Source organism: Arthrobacter sp. GW460-12-1-14-TSB2, from assembly GCF_059423525.1.
This window is the reverse complement of the sequence record NZ_JBWKYC010000022.1, coordinates 12,408-27,618: the sequence shown is the minus strand read 5'-3', so window position 1 is coordinate 27,618 and position 15,211 is coordinate 12,408. Positions and strand designations below refer to the sequence as shown.

The following is a 15,211-nucleotide window of genomic DNA, read 5'->3' as shown; positions in this document are numbered from 1 at the left end:
CGAAAAGGACCACCTGTGCCCCCTCCAGGAAACTGCCCGTGCCTGTCCGGTGAGCAGTACGCGGACTGCTGCGGCCGCTTCCACCGCGGCGACGCCGAGGCCCCGACGGCGGAGCAGCTGATGCGCTCCCGGTACAGCGCCTTTGTGGTCCAGGATGCCGCCTACTTGCTCCGCACCTGGCACCCGGATACCAGGCCGGCGGAACTCGAACTGGACCCGGACATGCAGTGGCGCCGGCTGGACATTGTTTCCACCCGCCGCGGCGGACCCCTGGATTCGGACGGGGTCGTCGAGTTCAAGGCCTATTTCAGGCACGACGGCGAGCGGGGGATCCACCACGAAACCAGCCAGTTCCTGCGTGTTGACCGGCGCTGGTATTACCTCAACGAGGTTGGGCTTAACGAGGCCAGGAGCTAGCGCTCCGCGTCAGCTTCAACGGGAGTGAACCCGGCCCGGTCCACCTTGCGGTGGAATCGCATGCCGGCCAGGCCGCCCACTACGGCGCCAATCAGTGCCACCACAGCCACCACGACGGCGGCGATAATCCCGGTGGTGGTCAGCTGGCCTTCGTTGACGGGGATCCGCGGGAAGCTGTTCAGATTGGCCAGGATGTTGAAGCGCTCGCCGGCGATCATGGCCAGCAACGCAACCAGCACTGCGAAGATCACGGCCCAGACCCAGACCATGAATCCCTGCTTGGCCCCGTTGAAGCGTGCCATCCGGCCGGCCACATAACCGCCGCAGTAGTAGGCCACGAACAGGATCACCAGCAGTACGATGATTCCTGCCAGTCCCACGGTCTGGTCAGTGGAGGCCTGGTTCACCGCTTCGTTGACGTCCGTGCTGGTAGCGAGCCCCACCGCTGTTCCGGCCGCTGCCACCAAAGCGGTCAGCAGGACGGCCGTTCCGGTCGCGGCCAGCCAGCCAAAGAAAGCCGAGCCAATCTTGATCCCGCCGAACTGTTCCTTCTCGCGGGCAATCACGGTCTCGCGGGTCGCAGCATTCGGGTCGGCAGCGAGAGGGTGCTCGCTCGCGGGCGGCACCGCATAGGCCCGGGTGTCGTCGTCGTAGTCCGTCCCGGCGTCGAAATTACGGCTGCCGCCGGGAGCGTCAGCGTGGCTGCGCCGGCCCTCAAGCCTGTCTTCCACCCGGCTGCTTTCCACCCGGCTGTTTTCTACGCGGCTGCCATCCGTGCGGTTGCCGGCGTCGATGCCGTCGGCGCCCTCGCCGCGGGCGGCGCGGCGGGACTGTCTGTCTTCGGGTCCTACTGTGCTGCTCATCAGGCGTTCTCGCTTCCATCGATTGGACCGTACCCATTGTTTGGGCCGGCCACCGCTATGCGGAGACGTGCATGGTGGTCCTACGTCCACCTAACCACGGCATGCCGGTGGTAGCAAGGGTGCTTAGCATCTCCGGCGGGTCGAAAATCGGCGGGAATCAGCGGTACTTGCGGTGCAGGTCCTCCTTCACGGATGCCCGCGGAGACGCATCGGCGATCCACGGTCCGGTGCCTTCGGACTGGTCCAGGACCCCGGCCTCCAGCCAGGTGTAGTCACCGGCGAGCACCTTTTCCGTCAGGTCGCGGTCGGCGTCGTCCGTGTTCCGCCACAGCTGGTCGAAGTACTCATCCACGCGGACCCGCGCCTGCTCGCAGTATGCCTCGGCGAGTTCGTAGGCGGTGGCGGCCCGCTCGGGGTTGGTGTGGAGCATCCCTTCGGCGCGCGAGCAGCATGCGGCCATGGCGAACAGCTCTGCGCCGATGTCCACGATCCGGCCCAGGAACGCCTGCTTGTGCTCGAGCTTGGCTTGCCACCGGCCCATCCCGTAGAACGTCTGCCGGGCGAGCCGCCGCGAGGACCGCTCCACAAACCGCAGTTGCTTGGCGAGCCTGCCGAACTCGGTGTAGGACCGCGGATCCATGCCGGCGCCCGCCACCAGTTTGGGCAGCCACTTCGCGTAGAACCCGGAAGCGCCGACGGCGGCCCTGGCCTTGTCGGACAGGCTGGCATCCGCGGAGGCAAGGTCCCCGGCTGCCGCGAGGTGGGCATCCACGGCCTCGCGGGCAATCAGGAGCTTCATGATTTCCGAGGAACCCTCGAAGATGCGGTTGATCCGGAGGTCACGGAGCTGCTGTTCCGCCGGCACGGCGCGCTCGCCGCGGGCTTCGAGCGAATCCGCCGTCTCAAAGCCGCGACCGCCGCGGATCTGCACCAGCTCGTCGGCTATCCGGCAGCTGATCTCCGTGGACCAGAGCTTGGCGAGGGCGGCCTCGATCCGGACGTCCTTCTGGCCGGCGTCGGCCATTTCGGCGGACAGTTCGAAGACTGCGTCCAGTGCGAAGGCACTCGCGGCGATGAAGGCGATTTTCTTGCCCACAGCTTCGTGCTTGCCCACCGGCCGTCCCCACTGGGTGCGTGCGTTGGACCACTCGCGGGCGATCTTCAGGCTCCACCGTCCGGACGCCACGCAGAGGGCCGGAATGGAAAGCCGGCCCGTATTGAGGGTGGTGAGGGCGATCTTCAGTCCCTGGCCTTCGCGGCCGAGCCGGTTTGCCGCGGGCACCCGGACCTGGTGGAAGCGGGTCACGCCGTTCTCGATGCCGCGCAGCCCCATGAAGGCGTTGCGGTTTTCCACCGTGATTCCGGGGGAGTCCATTTCCACCACGAAGGCGCTGATGCCGCCCTTGTGGACGTTTCCGTCGGAATCCGTGTGTTGCGGCACCAGCGCCATGACCACCACCAGTTCGGCGATCACGCCATTGGTGGTCCACAGTTTTACGCCGTCCAAGACGTAAGCGTCGCCGTCGTCCGTGGGAACGGCGGTGCTGCCCATCCGGGCGGGGTCGCTCCCGACGTCGGGCTCCGTGAGCAGGAACGCCGTGATGGCGCCCGCGGCGCAGCGGGGAAGGTATTCCTGTTTCTGATCCGCGGTGCCGAACACTTTGACGGGCTCGGGGACGCCGATGGACTGGTGGGCCGAGAGCAATGCCCCGAGGCTCGGATGCACTGAACCCAGCAGGGCCAGCGCCCGGCCGTAGTACACGAGGGACAGGCCCAAGCCGCCGTACTCGCGCGGGATCTTCATGCCGAACACGCCCAGCTCGGCCAGGCCGGCGAGGTACTGGTCCGGGATCCGGGCGTCCCGCTCGATCAGGCGGCCGGACATGGTCCGGCAGTAGGCGGTGAGGCGGGCCATGAATTCTTCGCCGCGTTCCACGTCCTCGGTCCTGGCCTCGGGCCAGGGGTGGATCAGTGAGAGGTCGAAGCTGCCCAGGTACAGGCCCTTGGCAAAGCTGGGCCGGTCCCAGGCTGTTTCCCGGGCGGCCTCCGTAATGGCCCGGGCATCGGCTTCGGTGGCCTCTGGCCCGATCTTGTCGGGGGCGACGGGAACGTCGGCGGCTGGACTGTCAGTGGCAGAGCTCACGGGGCATCTCCTCTAACCGGGTTGGCCGGCTCGAGCCCTGGGTCCGCCTCGGGTGGGGAACCCTTCAGCTATCCCTCAATGCTACCCGCGGGTAGGTTCCCGTGCTAGGGGAAGGCTGCCCTTGAAAGTCGCCGGGAAGCTCCACCGTGGAGGCGTGGTGCACCAGCCGGTCCCAGAGGTGGTTGATGCCGTGCACCAGTCCCAGCAGGGTGCCGGCAATGATGAACCACGCGAAGCGGCCCAACCCCACGAGCACCATGGCCAGGAAGCCGGCCGTCATCATGAATGCCACAATCAGCAGGCCAAACACGAGCGTTCCGATGAACACGAAAGTGCCTGTCTCTACTGCGCTGAGATCGAACTGCATGTTTCCCCCTGCATCATTGCCTGGCTGGATCAAGTAGCACGAGCGTAGGATGCGGACGGCGCCCCCAACCAGACCCGGACGGCCGTGGCGCAGGTGTTGATACGGGATCGAAATGCTACCGGTCCGTAGGTCACGGCGCGGTCACTGTAACCCCACCAGTAACACACGTAACAGCACTACCGGCTTCGCGGGAGGTGCCCCGGGGTCCGCGCGGATTCGCAGGGGGCCGGATACGGGGTGAAACGAGCGCCGGGCCGGCTCCCGGGCGCACTGCGTTAACCTTGTAGTTGGCAGTTTTCGGGTTTTCCGCTGCCCGACGAGTCCCGTGGCAGCTGAAGGAGGGTGTGTGTCCCGATCCGCACCGTCCTCCGCGGACGCGATCAATGCCCGGCTTCGGGACCTCGAACTCCTGACCAAAGGACCGGCATGGGCGCTCACCCGGTCCGCGCCGTGGGTCATCGCGGTCCTGCAGGCATCCTTTACCCGGACCCGTCCCCAGCTTCCGCTGGAAGAGTTCCATGCCGACGTCGATGCCTTCCTCGAGCAGCTCCGCCGCCAGGACCCGGGGTTGGGCGGGGTGGCCAACGGGAAGTCCTTCGGCGATGAATGGACCCGCAAGAATTTCCTGACCCGCCGCAACCAGTCCGGGCAGATCGTCTACGAAGTCACGGAGCCCGCGGCCCGCGTCCTCGCCTTCCTGGACAGCCTCTCCAGCGAACGCTCCACCCTGAACGGTTCCCGGCTGGGGACTCTGCTGGGCGACGTCGAGAAGCTCGCCAATGAGACGAACCCGGACCAGACCGCCCGGCTGGAGTCCCTCGAGGACGAGATCGAGGAGCGGCAGCAGCTCATCGAGGACATCAGCTCCGGCGACTTCGACGGACTGCTGGACGACGACGAGGCCGTGGAGGCCGCCGGAAACATCCTGGACCTCGCAGCCAGCCTGCCGGCGGACTACAAGAAGATGCGTGACCGGATCGAGGAACTGGTGGGCGAGCTCCGCAACCAGATCATCGAGGAATCCCTCAGCAAGGGCGCCACCATGGCGCAGGTGCTGGAGGCGGACAAGCGGCTCCGGCAGAGTCCCGAAGGAAGGACGTTCCGGTCCTTCACTGCGTTCCTGGAGGACCCGCAGCAGCAGTTGCGGTTCCGCTCCGCGATCGGAGAGGTGCTCAGCCGCCAGTTCGCGGACGACCTCAGCCACGAGGACCGCGAAACGCTGAAGAACCTGGTGGCCGAACTCCGCACCCAGCACAGCCAGATCCAGCGGATCTACGGCAAGCTCAGTGAAAGCCTCAACACCTACGTCCAGAGTGACGATTTCCGCCAATCCGTCCGGTTGCGGAAGGTGCTCCGCGAAGCCGAACAGGCAATCCGCTCGCTGCCGTACGAACGGGAACGTCCTGGGCTGGTGCCCGGACCGGTGCTCTTCAATGCCGGCTTCGAGTCCTTGTCCATGGTCAAGCTCTTTGACCCCGACGAGTTCGCAGCCCCGCCCAAGCTGGCCGATCCCATTGCCTTCAGCGACTCGGACCGCGTGCGCTCGCCGCGCACCGGGAAGGCCAAACCGGCGGCCATCCGCGCCGCGCTCGCCGGGGCCGCCACGCTGCCGGAGGCATGGGAGCAGCTTCCGCCGGAGGAACGCCACATCAACTCCATCCGCGCCCTGCTGTCCCACGCGCTGCACGACGGCGCAGGCTTCGACCGCGCCGGCTGGGACGCCATCGACTTCGAACAGATAGACGGCACCACCCGCAAGGCATTCCTGCCGGTGGTCACGCTCACAAAGGATTGACGATGACTGAAGAGATGACGACGACGGCAGCCCCGGTGGCCGAGCCCGTTGAGACCCCGGAAGCCCCCTCAGCGCCTGAACACACCTATGCAGATCCGTTTACGGTCACCCCGCGGGATACCTTCGTGGACGGCGCCGCACTGTTCCCGGGCGATACGGGCGTGCTGCCGATGAAGGTCCGCCAGGCTTTGGTGAAGCTGCTCAAGGGCCCGTACATCGACGGCGGCCGGGACGAGAAACTGTGGACAACGCTGCTGGACAACCAGCTGATCCTCCGCAGCCGCCTGTCCGAGCTTTTCCTGACGCTCCAGCTTGACCACGAACGGAAGGTGGCCGTGCTGCGCCCGGTGGATCCGGACGCCATCGGCGGCAGCACCCGTTCCAGCATCCTCCGCCAGCAGCGTGCGCTGAGCCGGGTGGAGACCATCGTGCTGCTGCGCCTGAGGCTCCTGCTGGACCGCCACGTCACGGCGCAGACGGATCCGACCATCACAAAAGAGGAAATCGCCGAGCTGGTGGCCCACTACCAGCCGTCCGGCCAGCAGGACGCGCTGCGGGACTCCGACGTCGTCAACCGCGCCATCACCAAGCTCCTGGCCCGCCAGCTCCTCATCACCACCGGCCTCGAGGACGTCTACACCATCTCCAACGCCCTCCCGCTGGCACTCCCCTTCGAAAACATCGGCGACATCCCGGCCCAGATCGAAGCGCTGGTAGCAGCCACGGCAGACCCCACCGGTACGGAAGCGCTGATAGAGCTCGACCGTGACAGTCCCGCCAGCCCGGATGATGACACTGAGGACGACGCTGAAGGGAGCACCAAGTGAGCATCGCAACCATGCTGCCGATGGGCGAGCTCACCAACCCGGGCCAGATGCGGCTCGCGCTCGTTCAGGTGGTCAACTGGGGCACGTTCCACGGCGCCCACACCATGCATGTGGACCGCAACGGCACGCTGCTGACGGGCAACTCCGGCGTCGGCAAGTCGACGCTGTTCGACGCAATGCTGCGCGTGTTCGATGCCCGGCCGCGTTCCAACGAGGCCGCGGCGCAGCGCTCCGGTGCCGTGGAGGACAAGAGGACCACGTTCACGTACATGCGCGGCAAGGTGGGCGACAAGGCCGTGGGCGAGGGCTCGGCCAGTGCCTTCCAGCGCCCCGGTGCCACGTGGTCCGCCGTCGCCCTGACGTTCGATAACGCAGCGGGCACGAAGGTGACGGTGTCGGCGCTGTTCGACCTGCCGAAAAACGGCACGGAGTCGAGCGTCGGGCGGTTCTACCTGATCGACAACAAGCCGCTGGACCTCGCCGCAATCGAGGGCATTGCGGAGAAGCGCTTCACCAAGGCCGCGCTGGACATGATCTTTCCGGACGCGCAGGTCTTCGACGTGCACAAGGCGTTCGCCGAGCGATTCCGCCGGCTGCTGGGCATCAACTCGGACCAGGCGTTGCCGCTGCTCCGCGTGATCCAGGCCGGCAAAGGGCTGGGCGGCAGCGTCAACACGTTCTTCCGCGACCAGGTGCTCGATGCGCCGGCCACCTTGGCCGCGGCGGACGACGTCGTCGAGGAATTCAGCAACCTGATGTCCATCCGGCAGCGGCTGGAGGATGTGCGGCAGCAGCGTGACCAGCTTGCTCCGGTGCCCGGCCTGAACAAGGAATACGCGCAGTCCCTGCTGGACGCGAACCGCCTGCGGGAGCTGGCCGGCGAAGAGTTCGATGCCTACAACCAGCAGCTGGCCGTCACGGTCCACGAGAAGACCCTGGTCCGGTACAAGGACCTCGCCCAGGCAAAAGCCAGGGAGCTGGCCGCGGAGCGTGCGGTCCGGGACGGCCTGGCCAAGGATCTGCGGCAGCTTGAAGCGGACTACAACAACCAGGGCGGCAACGCCATCTCCGCGATCGAGCAGTCGCTGGAAAACGCCCGGGTGGGGCTCAAGCTCCGCCAGCAGGTCGAGGAAGCCGCGCGCCAGGCCCTGGCCGAGGCCGGACTGGACCTTGAGTGGACGGCGGAGGGTTGGGAGCAGGCCCACACCCACGCGGCCGCCCGTTCGGCTGAACTGCAGGGCGACTCGGAGGCGCTGAAGGAGCTGCGCTTTGAGGCGTTCGACGGCCACGCCACGAAGAAACGTGAACTTGCGGCGGCCCAGCAGGAGCTCGTCTCGCTGAAGACGCGCAAGTCCCTGCTGCCGCCGTCGAGCATTGAAAACCGGACCGCGATCGCCGCGGCGACCGGCGTGCCCGAAGAGCAGATGCCGTTCGGCGGCGAGCTGATCGACCTCGCCGAGGGCGAGGAACGGTGGCGGCCGGCCGCCGAGCGCGCGCTGCGGAACCTGGCCACCACGCTGCTGGTTCCCGGTGAACACTTCGGGGCCGTCACCCGCTACCTCAACGACCACTCCGTCCGCGGCGCACTCCGCGCCATTGACGTGTCCAAGCCGTTGGCGGGAGGTGCGCTGGCCGTGGAGGACGTGGCCGACGGCGAGCTGCTGACCAAGCTGGACATCCTCACCACGGGGCCGGCGGCCGACGCCGGGCAGTGGATCCGTGAGCGGATCGCCGTCGACTTCGCGTACCCGTGCGTCGAGGACCCGGATGAACTGGCCAGGCTGGACAAGGGCCTGAGCCTTGGCGGCGTGGTCAAGCGCAACCGCCACACCGTGGAGAAGGACGACCGCTTCACCAGCAGGCAGGACTACGTCCTCGGCTTCGACAATGCCTCGAAACTGGAACTCGTGGCGACGCAGGTGGAGGATCTGCAGCAGGAACTCGCGAAGGCAGCCGAGCTCGCGCGAAGCCGCGAAGAGTCGCACCAGGGCATGACCCGCCAGCTGGACGCGCTGCGCCGGATCGCCGAGGACCACCGGCCCTGGGCGCAGGTTTCCGCCGCAGTGGCGGAGGACGAACTCGGCAAGATCGAGCAGCGCCTCAAGGATGCCCTCGCCGCGCAGGCTGACCTGGAGCCGCTGCGGGCCAACATCGAGGTGGCCCGGCAGAAGCACCAGGCCAGCACGGAAGCCGCAGCTGTCCTGCAGAGCGAATACAAGGCGCTGGACCGGCAGCTCACCGCCGGGGATTCGCTGCTGGAAGCCGCGCGCACGCGCCTGGGCCAGGCACCGCCGTCGGAGTCCACCGTGACGGCACTGGAACCGTACTTCTCCGCGTTCGGCGACGTCGCCGAGATGCATGAGCTGGACAACCTGGCCAACGAGGTCCGGACCCGGCTCCTTGCCGAGCTGCACACCGCCGAGTCCCGCGGCCAGGCGACCTCGGAGCGGCTCACCCGCATTTTCGAGGGCTTTGTGCGTGAATGGGGCACGGCGATTTCCGCGGACCACGGCACGTCCATCGGCGCCGCCGGGGAGTTCGAGGCCCGCTACCACGCCATTGTCAGCGACGGCCTGCCCGCGCAGGAAGCCGAGTTCCGTCAGTTCTTCAACCAGCGCACGCACGAATCGTTCAGCACGCTGCTGCACCTGCTGGATGAGGAACGCCGCTCGATCACCAGCCGTATCCTGCCGCTGAACGGCATCCTGTCCGAGGTCAATTTCCATGAGGGCAGCTTCCTGGAACTCGACATCAAGCAGACGCTTCCGCCCACCGCGAAGCAGTTCAAGGACGCCATCCAGAACGCGCTGAAAATTCGGCACACGCGTCCCTCGCGCGTTGCGGGGGCGGCGGCTGCGGCTTCCGGAGTTGAAACGGACGACGACGCCGAGCTCACCAACCGATACAAGTCGCTGGAAACGCTCGTGAAGCGTTTGGGTTCGCAGACCCCGGAGGACCGGCGCTGGCGGGCCGAGGTGCTGGATGTGCGCGGGCACCTGTTCATCCAGTGCAAGGAACACCGCGAAGTGGTTGACCCCGCCTCGGGCAAGAAGCGCGGCAAGCGGACCGATGTGTTTATGCACGCGGACACGGGCTCCATGTCCGGCGGCGAGCGGCAGCGGTTCACGGCGTTCATCATGGCCGCGGCCCTCAGCTACCAGTTGGGCATCGCCGAGCAGGGCTTCACCACCTACGGCACTGTGATGATGGACGAGGCCTTCGTCCTGGCCTCGGAGGAATTCGCCGGGGCCGGCATCAAAGCGCTGCACGAATTCGGCTTCCAGCTCCTGCTGGCGGCGCCGGAAAACGTGATCGATCTGTCCCGGCACCTCGGCTCCGTGACGGAAATCCTGCGGGACAAGCGCACCAACCGCTCCGGCGTGCTCACGTCTCCGGTGATCGGGCCGCGGGCCGGTGCCGAGGGCCAGTGGAGGTCCGAGGCGAACCCGGTGGACATCGTCCTGCGCTAACCCCGCCCGGCCTGACCCGGCACCTCAACCCGGCCCGCCCGTCGGGGGGAAAGCGGCGGGTGGCGGTGCGGTCCGTTACGGGCAGGCGTCGATCTGGGCCTGGACGATCGCCCCGTAGTGGGCCACCAGCTCATCGAAGTCCCAGCCGTCGAACATGCCAAGCGTGCGCACTGCCTCGCCGAAGCCGGTCATCAGCGCCACCACCGTGGAAGCGTAGCGGCGGTCCGGCGTCGTGTCTTTCATAATCCCGGCCATGGCTGCGAGGTACCGTTCGCGTGTTTCCAGCCGCGCGGCGTCGGGCGTGGGGGAGTCCTGGATGGTGAACGGGAGCATGGCCCACGGTTCCTTCAGCCCGCGCTCCCGGCGCATGAGGACCCGGAACACCAGCGTGGCGCCCAGCTCGGCGGCCGGGACGTCGAGATCGGACAGCAGCGACTCGTCGGGCTTGGCGGCGGCAAACAGTTTTTCCTTGGAACCGTGCAGCTTCATCACCAGCGCTGCCGAAACGCCGGCGTCGGAGGCGATGTCGCGGACGGTCACGCCCCGGTAGCCGCGTTCGCCGAACAGCCTCCCCGCAGAGTCCAGGATGGCGTCGCGGCTGGAAATCCCGGCGGTGCTCACGCGTCCACCAGCTGGCCGGCCGGAGCGTCGATCGTCAGGTCCGCCGTCACGGAGCGGTTGTCCACGGCCAGTTTCCGGGCCATGGCCTGGTGGGTCGCAGGGTGCAGCAAGGTCACGATGTAGCGGCCGGCCAGGGGCAGCGGCAGGGAATACCGGCCCTCGGAATCGGTCCGGGTTGTTGCCACATGTTCGCCGGAGGCCTGCAGGAGGGTCACCACCGCATCCGGAAGGACGGCACCTCCAACGGTCGCGGTTCCGGCCAGCTCCAGGCGGTCCTCGAGGTGGAAATTCTGCTGGAGCGTGCGGCCGTCAAAATCGAACACCTCAGCCATCGGAGCCCAGCCTGCGGCGTTGGCCACCATCAGGTACGTGCCCGCTCCGGGCAGCGCCACAGAGTAGTTGCCGTCACTGTCCACCCGGCTCCAGTCCACCGGTTCACCGCTGGTCTGGAGGACGGTGACGACGGCGGGAGCGACGGGGCGGCGGTCAGCCGTCAGGACGCGTCCCTGCACCACAAGCTCGTTGGCGGCCTGTGCGGGAAGCGCTGCCGTGGCGGCGGCCGCGGCCCGGGGAATGAACACCGCGGCCACCATGGAGGCCGTGGAGGCAAGGGCCGCCATCCAGAAGACGTCCTTGAATGCCTCGAACGACGGCAGCCGGGCGGACCCCACGGTGAGGGTCACGGAGGTGAGGACGGCGGCAACGGCAGCACTCGACGTCGACGTTCCGATGGACCGCACCAGGCTGTTGAGGCCGTTGGCCGAGGCTGTCTCGGTGATGGGGACGGCGCCCATGATCAGGGTGGGCATCGCCGCGTAGGCGATCGCCGTGCCGATGCTGACCACCGTGGAGCCGATGATCACCGAGGCGATGGAGTCCCAGAAGAAGACGCGGCCCACGTAGCCCACCACCATGACCGCGGCGCCCGCGATCAGCGCGGACTTCCCGCCGAATCGGCGGATGATGCCGCCGGAAACGGGAGCGAAAACCACCATGGCCAGGCCGGACGGAACCATGCAGAGGCCGGCCGTGATCACGCTCAGCTGGAAACCGTAGCCGGTGGAGGTGGGCAGCTGGAGCTGCTGGGTGGTCAGGAGCATGTTGGCGAACATGGCGAAACCCACCAGCAGGGAAGCCAGGTTGGTCAGGAGGACGGGCCGCCTGCCGGAGGTGCGGAGGTCCACCATCGGCTGGCTGACCTTCAGTTCGTACGGGAGCCAGGCGGCCAGGAGAACAGCCGCGGCAAGGAACAGCAGCAGTACCGGCTCGGAGCCCCAGCCCCACGACCCGCCCTTGGAGATGGCCAGCAGCAGTGCCGCAAGCGCCGCGGACAGAATCCCCGCGCCAAGGTAATCGAACCGTCCCGGCGTGCGCACTTTCGATTCGGGGACCGCCAGGACGACGGCGGTGAGCAGCAGGCTGCCGGCTGCGGCGGAGACCCAGAAGATGGATTCCCAGCCCAGGCTTTCGTAGAGCAGCCCGGCGAGCGGGAGGCCCAGGGCGCTGCCGATGCCCAGCGTGGCGCTCATCAGGGCGACCGCGGACCCCATCTTTTCCTTGGGCAGTTCGTCGCGCATGATGCTGATGCCCACGGGGATCAAGGCCGAGGAGAACCCCTGCAGTGCCCGGCCGACGATGAGCCAGAGGAAGCTTCCGCCAACCGCGGCCACGATGGAGCCGGCAACCATGATGGCCAGGCAGATCACCATCATCTTCCGTTTCCCGTACATGTCCGCACTCCGGGAAACGATGGGGGTGGCCACCGCGCTGGACAGGAGTGTGGCGGTGACGAGCCAGGAGGCGTCGTCGGCGGTCACTCCGAGGATGCCCGGGAAGTCCGGAAGGAGCGGCACCACGAGGGTCTGCATCAGCGCCACCACGGTTCCGCTCAGCGCGAGGACGGCCGTGATGGCGCCGGGGGACAGGGATTTACTGCGTGTTTGGGGCATGAGGAGGCGGAACCTTCGGGGCGTGAGGCGGCCACAAGGGGGTGAACGCGCGTTTACTCTCATACCAGTGAACCACCGTTCACCCCTCCGCATCAAGAAAATTCGGGGTGCGACGGCTCACATTGGCCGCGTCTTGCCCGCATGATCTCCTCGCCCCCAATCATTGAGACAATTACGTTACGCAAAGCTTCCTTAATTCATAGAAGGATAGGCTAGCCTTACTTAGGTTCGCATCATTGACCTAAGGAGTTCCGTGACTTCCCCCCTCTTCTCCGGCCTCGGCGCCGGCCGCAGCGGCCTGGCCGCCGGCCCGTCCCGCCGCGTGCTGCTCAAGACCGCCGGCAAGGCAACCGCCGTTCTGGCTGCGGCCGCGCTCTCGCTCACCGCCTGCTCCACCGGTCCGGCGGCATCCGGTACCGGTACTGCAGCGGCCAGCCAGTCCGCCAGTTCGCAGTTCCCCGTCACTATCAAGCACGTCTTCGGTGAGACAACCATCGAGTCGCAGCCGCAGCGGGTCGTCACGGTTTCCTGGGTCAATGACGACGTCGCACTCGCCCTCGGCGTTGTGCCGGTGGGCGTCCCCAAGAACGAATGGGGCGGCAATGACAAGGGCTCCACGCCGTGGAAGGACGCCAAGCTCGAGGAGCTGGGGGCGGGCTTCGGCACCGGGAAGGCTCCGGTCCAGTTCTCCGAGGCCGACGGCATCAACTTCACCGAGATTGCCAAGCTCAACCCGGACGTCATCCTGGGCGCCTACTCCGGCCTGACGGAAGAGGACTACAAGAAGCTCAGCGAAATCGCGCCGGTCGTCGCCCACCCCGAGATCGCCTATGGGACCTCCTGGCAGGATTCCACCAGCATCATCGGCAAGGCCCTGGGCAAGGAGTCGGAGGCCACCAAACTGGTGTCGGACACCGAAGCCACCATCAAGGACAAGGTCTCCAAGTACCCGCAGATTGAAGGCAAGAGCTTCATCTACGGCAACCTGGAGCCCGCCAAGAGCGACGGCGTCAATGTCTACACGGCCAAAGACAACCGGCCGCGGTTCCTGTCGGAGATCGGCATGAAGCTGGCCCCGGTTGTGGAGGAGAACTCGAAGGGATCCAAGGAGTTCTTCATCCTGTGGTCCGCTGAGAAGGCCAACGAGCTCGAATCGGACATCTTCGTGACCTGGGTTCCTGACTCCGCCACCACTGATTCCATCAAGGCCGACCCCCTGCTGGGCCAGATCCCGGCCGTCAAGAGCGGCGCCCTGGTTGCCGACTCGGACAACACGCTCACGCTGTCCATCTCGGCGTCATCGCCCCTGAGCCTGCCGTGGTCGCTCGACACGTTCCTGCCGCAACTGGCCAGCGCAGCGGACAAAGTGAAGTAAGCACCCACCATGACACCAAGTACGACGACGGCGGGACAGCGCGATGACCTAAGCTCACCTTCCAGCCGCCCCGCCCAGCGCGAACGGACACTTGAGGCCCCGCAAGCAGCCGAAGCTGCAGCCGGAAAAGGGCCGCAAGTGCCCGTTCGGGCTGCAGGTCGGCAGGCCGCCTGGCTGCTGGCCGCCGTCGTCGTACTTGTTCTTGTCGCGGCAGTATCGCTGGCCGTCGGCGCCCGCGGCCTTCCCCTCGAAACCGTGTGGCAGGCATTCACGCAATTCGATCCCGGCAACGGCGACCACGCGGTGGTGCACGCGCGCATCCCGCGCACTGTCCTGGGCCTGCTGGCCGGAGGTGCGCTCGGCCTGGCCGGCGCCGCGATGCAGGGCGTGGCCCGCAATCCGCTGGCCGATCCCGGCATCATGGGGGTCAACGCCGGCGCCGCCTTGGCCGTGGTCACCGGCATCTACGTTTTCGGAATCTCCTCGCTGACCGGCTACATCTGGTTCGCGTTCATCGGCGCCGCGGCAGCTGCCGCCGTCGTCTACCTGGTCGCTTCACTGGGCCGGGACGGTGCGACGCCGGTTAAGCTCGCCCTCGCGGGCGCCGCCCTGAGCGCCGGCCTGTACTCGCTGATGAACGTCATCCTGGTCTCGAGCCAGGACACCCTGGACCGGTTCCGGTTCTGGCAGGTGGGCGGAATCGCCGGCCGGGACTGGTCCGTGGTGCTGCCCGGCGTGCCGTTCCTTATTCTCGGCGCAGGCATCGTGCTGGCTACCGGCCGCGTCCTCAACAGCCTCGCCCTGGGCGACGACATCGCCCGCGGCCTCGGCCAGCGGGTGGGCCTGGTCCGCGGCGTAACTGCCCTGGGCATTGTGCTGCTCTGCGGAGGCGCCACCGCCCTCGCCGGGCCCATCGGGTTCGTGGGACTCGTCATTCCGCACGCCGTCCGCTTCCTCACCGGCCCTGACTACCGCTGGATCCTGCCCTTTTCCCTTGTTCTTGCCCCGGTGCTCGTACTCTCCGCCGACATCCTGGGCCGCGTGGTCCTGCTGCCCGGCGAAGTCCCGGCGGGCATCATGACGGCCCTCGTGGGCGCCCCCGTCTTTGTGTGGCTCGTCCGCCGCGGGAAGGGGGCGGGACTGTGAGCAAATCGGACCTCGCCCACGTGGGGCGCGAACTGGGAGACAACGCCCCCAGTTCCGAGCGGAGTGTTGGGCCCGGTGCTGAGCGCGAACGGGCAGATAATGCCCTCAAAACCGCGAAAACAGGGCGTTATCTGTCCGTTCGCGCTACCGCGCTGAACCGGACCGCGCTGAACCGGACCGCGCTGAACCGGACCGCGCTGAACCGGACCGCGCTGAACCGGACCGCGCTGAACCGGAC

At 67.2% G+C, this 15,211-nt stretch carries 11 protein-coding genes and 1 pseudogene; 7 read left to right on the top strand and 5 right to left on the bottom strand.

The features are described from left to right. The first annotated feature begins 15 nt into the window (after positions 1-15). The gene (locus AC07YR_RS20075) at positions 16-417 is read left to right on the top strand and encodes a YchJ family protein (RefSeq protein ID WP_494735024.1); all 402 of its coding nucleotides are present in this window, start codon (positions 16-18) and stop codon (positions 415-417) included. Here the strand turns inward: AC07YR_RS20075 and AC07YR_RS20070 are convergent. The 3 genes from AC07YR_RS20070 to AC07YR_RS20060 all read right to left on the bottom strand — a co-directional run bounded on the left by AC07YR_RS20070 (position 414) and on the right by AC07YR_RS20060 (position 3,790). Then, positions 414-1,280 carry a TIGR04086 family membrane protein gene (locus AC07YR_RS20070; protein WP_494735023.1) on the bottom strand — a complete coding sequence of 289 codons (867 nt, stop codon included), beginning with the start codon at positions 1,278-1,280 and terminating at the stop codon, positions 414-416. The genes AC07YR_RS20075 and AC07YR_RS20070 overlap by 4 nt on opposite strands. A gap of 157 nt (positions 1,281-1,437) precedes the next feature. Beyond that, complete coding sequence (locus AC07YR_RS20065; protein ID WP_494735022.1) at positions 1,438-3,423, bottom strand: acyl-CoA dehydrogenase family protein; 1,986 nt, start codon at positions 3,421-3,423, stop codon at positions 1,438-1,440. A 64-nt stretch (positions 3,424-3,487) separates the two neighbouring features. Beyond that, the gene (locus tag AC07YR_RS20060) at positions 3,488-3,790 is read right to left on the bottom strand and encodes a hypothetical protein (RefSeq protein ID WP_055800530.1); all 303 of its coding nucleotides are present in this window, start codon (positions 3,788-3,790) and stop codon (positions 3,488-3,490) included. Positions 3,791-4,136: 346 nt separating this feature from the next. Between AC07YR_RS20060 and AC07YR_RS20055 the strand changes: the two genes are divergently transcribed. From AC07YR_RS20055 to AC07YR_RS20045, 3 genes are read left to right on the top strand one after another with little or no spacing between them, the layout of a single operon-like run. Beyond that, positions 4,137-5,585: a DUF3375 family protein gene (locus tag AC07YR_RS20055; protein ID WP_436059070.1), complete on the top strand. Its 1,449-nt coding sequence runs from the start codon at positions 4,137-4,139 to the stop codon at positions 5,583-5,585. Between the two features lie 2 nt (positions 5,586-5,587). Continuing rightward, entirely contained in the window at positions 5,588-6,412 is an 825-nt protein-coding gene (locus AC07YR_RS20050) for a DUF4194 domain-containing protein (protein ID WP_494735021.1), read from the top strand. Next, the gene (locus tag AC07YR_RS20045; RefSeq protein WP_494735020.1) at positions 6,409-9,882 is read left to right on the top strand and encodes an ATP-binding protein; all 3,474 of its coding nucleotides are present in this window, start codon (positions 6,409-6,411) and stop codon (positions 9,880-9,882) included. The genes AC07YR_RS20050 and AC07YR_RS20045 overlap by 4 nt, the downstream gene beginning before the upstream one ends. 75 nt (positions 9,883-9,957) lie before the next feature. Here AC07YR_RS20045 and AC07YR_RS20040 read toward each other — a convergent pair whose 3' ends face one another. Next, positions 9,958-10,503, bottom strand: coding sequence for a TetR/AcrR family transcriptional regulator (locus AC07YR_RS20040; protein ID WP_494735019.1), 546 nt, complete (start codon positions 10,501-10,503; stop codon positions 9,958-9,960). Further along, entirely contained in the window at positions 10,500-12,452 is a 1,953-nt protein-coding gene (locus AC07YR_RS20035) for an MFS transporter (protein WP_494735018.1), read from the bottom strand. Before AC07YR_RS20035 ends, AC07YR_RS20040 begins: the two co-directional genes overlap by 4 nt. 253 nt (positions 12,453-12,705) lie before the next feature. Between AC07YR_RS20035 and AC07YR_RS20030 the strand changes: the two genes are divergently transcribed. From AC07YR_RS20030 to AC07YR_RS20020, 3 genes and pseudogenes are all read left to right on the top strand, one after another. Beyond that, positions 12,706-13,827 (top strand): iron-siderophore ABC transporter substrate-binding protein, encoded by a 1,122-nt coding sequence (locus tag AC07YR_RS20030; RefSeq protein WP_494735017.1) that lies wholly within the window; start codon positions 12,706-12,708, stop codon positions 13,825-13,827. 9 nt (positions 13,828-13,836) lie between these two features. Then, entirely contained in the window at positions 13,837-14,973 is a 1,137-nt protein-coding gene (locus tag AC07YR_RS20025; RefSeq protein WP_494735016.1) for a FecCD family ABC transporter permease, read from the top strand. Further along, positions 14,970-15,211: pseudogene (locus tag AC07YR_RS20020) on the top strand (hypothetical protein); the annotation flags it as partial. The gene AC07YR_RS20025 and the pseudogene AC07YR_RS20020, both read left to right, overlap by 4 nt.